This is a genomic window from Kamptonema animale CS-326, assembly GCF_028330895.1.
Taxonomy (GTDB): Bacteria; Cyanobacteriota; Cyanobacteriia; order Cyanobacteriales; family Microcoleaceae; genus Kamptonema; species Kamptonema formosum.
On sequence record NZ_JAQMUA010000479.1, the window covers coordinates 1 to 5,205 of the forward strand.

The window sequence follows — 5,205 nt, forward strand, 5'->3', positions numbered from 1 at the left end:
TCGAACAACATTCTGAACTCGTTCAAGAATTAATGAAGATAACTCCCAATAAACGTCGTTTTTACCAGCAGGGTATACGGGCTGGAATCCTGATTGGGTCTATTTCTTAGGCCTCTCTGTCACCCCCCCAGATTAGAATATAATCTTTAATATCAATCTGGCTCAGTTTCATATACTTTGCGTCCCTTAAGTCCAACTCGTGAAAGGGAACTCCGGGCGACACAAACAACCGCTTTTTCTCCAGTATGTAAGGCCGTCTCGTCATCACGAAATAAACCCCATCTGGCAGTGTCGTTGGTAAATATAACAAGTTATCTCCGGGTTCTTGCTCAACTTCATCAAGAGCATCTACAACAATGATTAGCCGTTCTCCGGTTGTCAGTTTTTGACTCGCTTTTTCCAATAAAGTTGGTAAATCATCGGCCGCTGCATTCTGCAACTGGTAACGCTGAATTAGTTGCTCGCGAATGCTAGTGAGAAACTGCTCTGGGCGATTGCGCCCCTCTGCTAAAATATTGAAGTAGCAGGGGTATTTGTGGTCTAAAATTAACTTGGCAGCCAGGGCTGTTTTTCCCATGCCTGCATCGCCGATGACTGTAAAATATCCTTTGGTTTCTTTGCTGAGGATTTGGTCAATTTCATCAAAGACAAATTGCCGGCCGCAAAACTTCTGAGTTTTTTCTTGGATGACCGATTTAAACTCATCGGGATAGGGAGATAATGGAAGGGAAACGATAGAACCGCCACCCCGATATTGCTGTCTGAGAAACTTTTGTAAACACTTACAATTTCCTGCACCTTGCCTCGTAGCCAATTCTGGGCAGCTTTCCTCAAATTTGGTGTAAACTTTGCCCATCCTAGCTTTAACTGTCTGGATACTAAATCCTATTTTTCCCGCGACCATATCTTCTTTTAAATCTTCATCCTCTTTAGGAAGTCGCGCTAATAAAGTCTCTGTCTCTTCAGGAGACAAACCATGTTTAATAGAGATGTCTTTAAGAAATTCCTGCCAACTCATAGCCATACAGTCTTACTCCCCCTCAAAGCCTTATCAGATAAGATGTTTCTAAGTAGTCGAACATAATTAAACGTAAGGTGGGCGCTCGCCGAAACCATCTATAGCTATAAGTTACAGGCTTTTGGCGGCGAGCGCCCACCCTACAAGTTATAGCGTTTATTTATATCTATCTACTTACGCGCTAACTCTATAATAGAATAAAGTAAGATGATTGAAAAGCGAATTTAATTATTTTATACCTTTTAGACTTTAGCTATACCTTTTAGACTTTAGACATCGCTTAGACTTATCTCTATACCTTCCTTAGACCTAATTGCTAATGATCTAGTTAAAAATTAAAGGTATAAAGCAATTGAGGGCAAAAATATGAGTCTTTCTAACAGCAATTCCGAACAATCCCAAGAAAACAACGCCGCGAACAAACCCGCTAAAGACTGCCAGCGTAAATTTTACATTACCATTATCGCTATCCTGTTAATTCAAGTGCCCCAAATCGCTTCTGCTTGGATAACATTGGCTGAAAAAATGCCCTTATTACAAAGGGGATATATCAAAGTAATTGAGCTTGTCCTAAAGACTTCAGCGAAATAGAGTAGGGTGAGCGTTGCGAGTTTAAGATCAAAACTTACCCACGCTGAGGTCAGAAACCGGGTTTCTTTGTAGATATCTAGTTAAGAACCCAAGATTATCAGAGAAACCCGGTTTCTTTGCCTAACTCAACCAACAACCGCTGAGGTCAGAAACCGGGTTTCTTTGTAGATACCTAGTTAAGAACCCAAAATTTTCATAGAAACCCGGTTTCTTTCTAGATACCTAGTTAAAAACCCAAGATTCTCATAGAAACCCGGTTTCTTTGCCTAACTCAACAAACAACAAACAACCAACCACGAACCACTAACCACTAACAATCACCCACTGCATCAACTGCTGCCACTCCGCAGATTTCCCCAACATATCAACATCAAAATCATCTCTCTCATTCTCATAAAATTCCGCAAAACTTTCCACCCAGTTAATAACAGTTTCCACAGGCAAATAAGGCGTATAACCCCAAGAACGCTGTAGAAACTGCACCATTTCAGCGCGATGGCCTTTTGAGTGCAAATACCAAGCAATCCAAACAAATGTACTATACTTAATCGGCTTTTCTAACAACCGTATTTTCCCTGGCAATTCCGGTCGAGCAAAAAAACTTTCTATCACTTTTGCCAGAGAACTAGCCTGCGGCAAACCTTTGAACATCGCACTTTGTTCGTGCTGCCGATAGCAAACAGTCACCTGCCTTAACCACTCAGTTTCACACCCCATTAAAGCCAAACGCAAAGCCAAATCCGTATCTTCAGCCGGAGGAAACCGAGGATCGAAACCACCCGCACGCTCTAACCATGCTCGGCGAAACATCATCGCACTTGGCAGCACAGGTTTCCACCGCAACCACATCTCTAAATCCAATTTCGGGATATTTTGCCAAGGTTTAACATCTTGCAAAAACTCACCTTTACTATTAACTTTGCGCCACCCACTATGAACTATTCCCAAGCTAGGTTGCGCCTCAAACATTCCAATCTGTGCCGCTAATTTGTCAGGGAGAAAATAATCGTCTGCATCCAGAAAAGCGACAAATTCGCCCCGCGCTAGCTGAATGCCATGATTACGCGCAATAGAAACTCCTTGATTTTTTTGGTAAACGTAGCGAATGTGGGAACTGTAAGGCTGCAAAACCGAAACCGTGTCGTCTTTTGAGCCGTCATCCACAATAATTATCTCCCACTGGGAGTAAGTTTGAGCGAGAACGCTTTCGACCGCTTGCACAATATAAGAGGCGCAGTTATAGGCGGGAATTACCACGCTTACTAAAGGTGTCATAAATAGAAGGCTAAGGCAGGACAAATTCTTGTAGGCTGGGCGCTACCATCATCTCATTTACCGTAGAAAAATATCATCGCAGTAGCGCCCACCAAAGCTGCTGTTACTCAACCAGAAGACAGAAATGCAGGAATTAGGAGCCAGCAGCCAAACTCAACCCGCTAGGATTCATTAACGGACTATTGCTTAATTGTTGACTGCGATCGCCCTCTAGGTTCAAATATTTCTCAACCACTTGTAAAACTTTTTCCGCAGTAGGAGGCTTACTCACAAAATCCGTCGCACCCGTCCACTTAGCTCGCGTGCGGTCAACAATGCCGTCCTGACCCGTCAAAAATACGATCGGAGTGTCCCGGAATGCAGGAGTTTGCCGCAAAAAATTGCACAGAGTAAAACCGCTAGCCTTCGGCATAATCACATCCAAAAAAATTAAAGCAGGCTTTTGCTCGGCGAGAGTCGCTATTCCCTTCATTGGGTCTTGGATTTTCACAACTCGATACCCAGCAGGTACCAGAATTTGCTCTAAAAACTCGCAAACCGCACGGCTATCATCAATACAGGCAATTAAAGGGTGTATCGGCTGAACGATCGCAGCCGCTAAGCGCCACTGTTCCATCGGTGAAGGCAAATCCTGTACCGTTCGGAAATCAATCAGACCTTGCTTGACAAAGTGATATAAAGTGCGAGTCGCCACTGTTAAACATTGCTTTTTCTTCAAAGCAATATCCCAGAGAGTATTCTGACCATTGAAGTGGTTGCTCAAAGCCAGCAAAGAATCAGAACTAACTCGACTTTCCAAACTGGCAGATTGTTTTAAAATTGGCGCGAGATCGGGATCTAAGTGCGACAAACCCATCGCTTCCCACTTTTGGCAAAGTTCTTGATTGTCGGAGAGCATTTGCTCGCTTTCTAATTTTGAGATCAGCAAACGGGTATTAATCGAAAAAAGAGGCTGTTTGTAGGGATGCCACTTTCTCTTCAAGCCTGACTGATTAGCGATCGAAAAGAAAACTTCATAAATACTGCTGCGGATAATACCCTTGGCTTGCTCGACACTCATCTCTCTTTGAGCAATCCCGTGTTGTAGGAGTTGATATTCCCAAAGCTCCTCCGCAGCCATTTGGTGAAGATTTACCCGAAAATCAGGGCAATGATCCGCGATCGCCCTATACCAGCGCCGAGAGCGGTGCAATCCCCCGGTAGCATAGAGCATAGACCCGTCAAAAAAGTAAAGTTGCCATTTTTGCTCCCCGTGCTCTAGGAGCAATTTTCCAGTAGCCCGCTTCTGGCTAAGTACAGCCAGGGTATCGGACAGCATCTTGCACCCAGTAGCGGTGGCTGACATATTAATCCACAACCTCTTACTCCATTGATATTTTATTATTTATTAGATGTCGGGAGATCGGTAATATCACTGAAGTTAGGATAGCTGTGTAATTCCCCCTATTTTTAAATATTAACTTACACTTTAAGTATTTGGCAATCTAACTTTACGCAATCTTTAAATTGTCAATAGACACTACTACAGATTGTAGGGCAGATTACTTAAAATTATCGTAAAAATCCTTAGAAATCAAAGAGAAGTTGCGGTGGGTGAGCGTAGAAGCCTTTCTGGGGGGTCTTGTACCTACAGGCTGTGACACATCAATACGGATAATTGGTAATTGGTAAGTGGTAATTGCGATCGCAACAGACAAGAATGTTAGGACACATATCCGCAACGCCGCCCTCTAGGCCGTTAAGACATCGCCTAGAGAGCGGCGTTATCTAAGTTTTCTAAGAAATAAAATTTGCTTTGTCCCTCTGAGTCCTGATTCCTTCTTCTTCATTCTTCATTCTTTGGAGGCACTGGATCGTAACCGCCGGGATGGAAAGGATGGCAGCGCAAGATGCGACTAATTGCCATTTGTCCGCCCTGCAAAACCCCAAATCGTTCTATTGCTTCTACTGCATATTGCGAACAAGTTGGATGAAATCGGCAGGCACGAGGCAGGTGAGGAGAAATTAAAATTTTGTAGCCCTTAATTAATCCAATTAGTAATATTTTCATTGGTAATTGGTAATTGGTAATTGGTAATTGGTAATTGGTAATTGGTAATTGGTAATTGGTAATTGGTAATGGCTAATCGCTAATTGCTAATTGCTAATTGCTAATTGCTAATTGCTAATTGCTAATCGCTAATTACCCATCTTCCCCATTTCCCCTGCTCCCCCGCTCCCCTGCTCCCCCGCTCCCCCGCTCCCCATCTCCCTCTCTCTTTCCCTAGCCCCTAGTCCCTAGCCCCTAGTCCCTTCTTCTATAATTGGTTTGAGGCTAAAAA

At 43.3% G+C, this 5,205-nt stretch carries 5 protein-coding genes; 1 reads left to right on the top strand and 4 read right to left on the bottom strand.

Annotated features, from left to right (window positions below; all coding sequences use genetic code 11):
- Positions 1–106: 106 nt before the first annotated feature.
- Positions 107–1,024, bottom strand: coding sequence for an NACHT domain-containing protein (locus PN499_RS27885; protein WP_272036678.1), 918 nt, complete (start codon positions 1,022–1,024; stop codon positions 107–109).
- 360 nt (positions 1,025–1,384) lie between these two features.
- Between PN499_RS27885 and PN499_RS27890 the strand changes: the two genes are divergently transcribed.
- The gene (locus PN499_RS27890; protein ID WP_272036680.1) at positions 1,385–1,609 is read left to right on the top strand and encodes a hypothetical protein; all 225 of its coding nucleotides are present in this window, start codon (positions 1,385–1,387) and stop codon (positions 1,607–1,609) included.
- A gap of 303 nt (positions 1,610–1,912) precedes the next feature.
- On the opposite strand, the gene PN499_RS27895 is transcribed toward PN499_RS27890, so the two are convergent.
- The 3 genes from PN499_RS27895 to yidD form a co-directional block, all read right to left on the bottom strand.
- Positions 1,913–2,884, bottom strand: coding sequence for a glycosyltransferase family 2 protein (locus PN499_RS27895; RefSeq protein WP_272036683.1), 972 nt, complete (start codon positions 2,882–2,884; stop codon positions 1,913–1,915).
- Positions 2,885–3,017: 133 nt separating this feature from the next.
- Positions 3,018–4,229 (bottom strand): response regulator, encoded by a 1,212-nt coding sequence (locus PN499_RS27900; RefSeq protein ID WP_272036685.1) that lies wholly within the window; start codon positions 4,227–4,229, stop codon positions 3,018–3,020.
- A gap of 480 nt (positions 4,230–4,709) precedes the next feature.
- Positions 4,710–4,934 (bottom strand): membrane protein insertion efficiency factor YidD, encoded by a 225-nt coding sequence (gene yidD, locus PN499_RS27905; RefSeq protein WP_272036687.1) that lies wholly within the window; start codon positions 4,932–4,934, stop codon positions 4,710–4,712.
- Between the last annotated feature and the right edge of the window lie 271 nt (positions 4,935–5,205).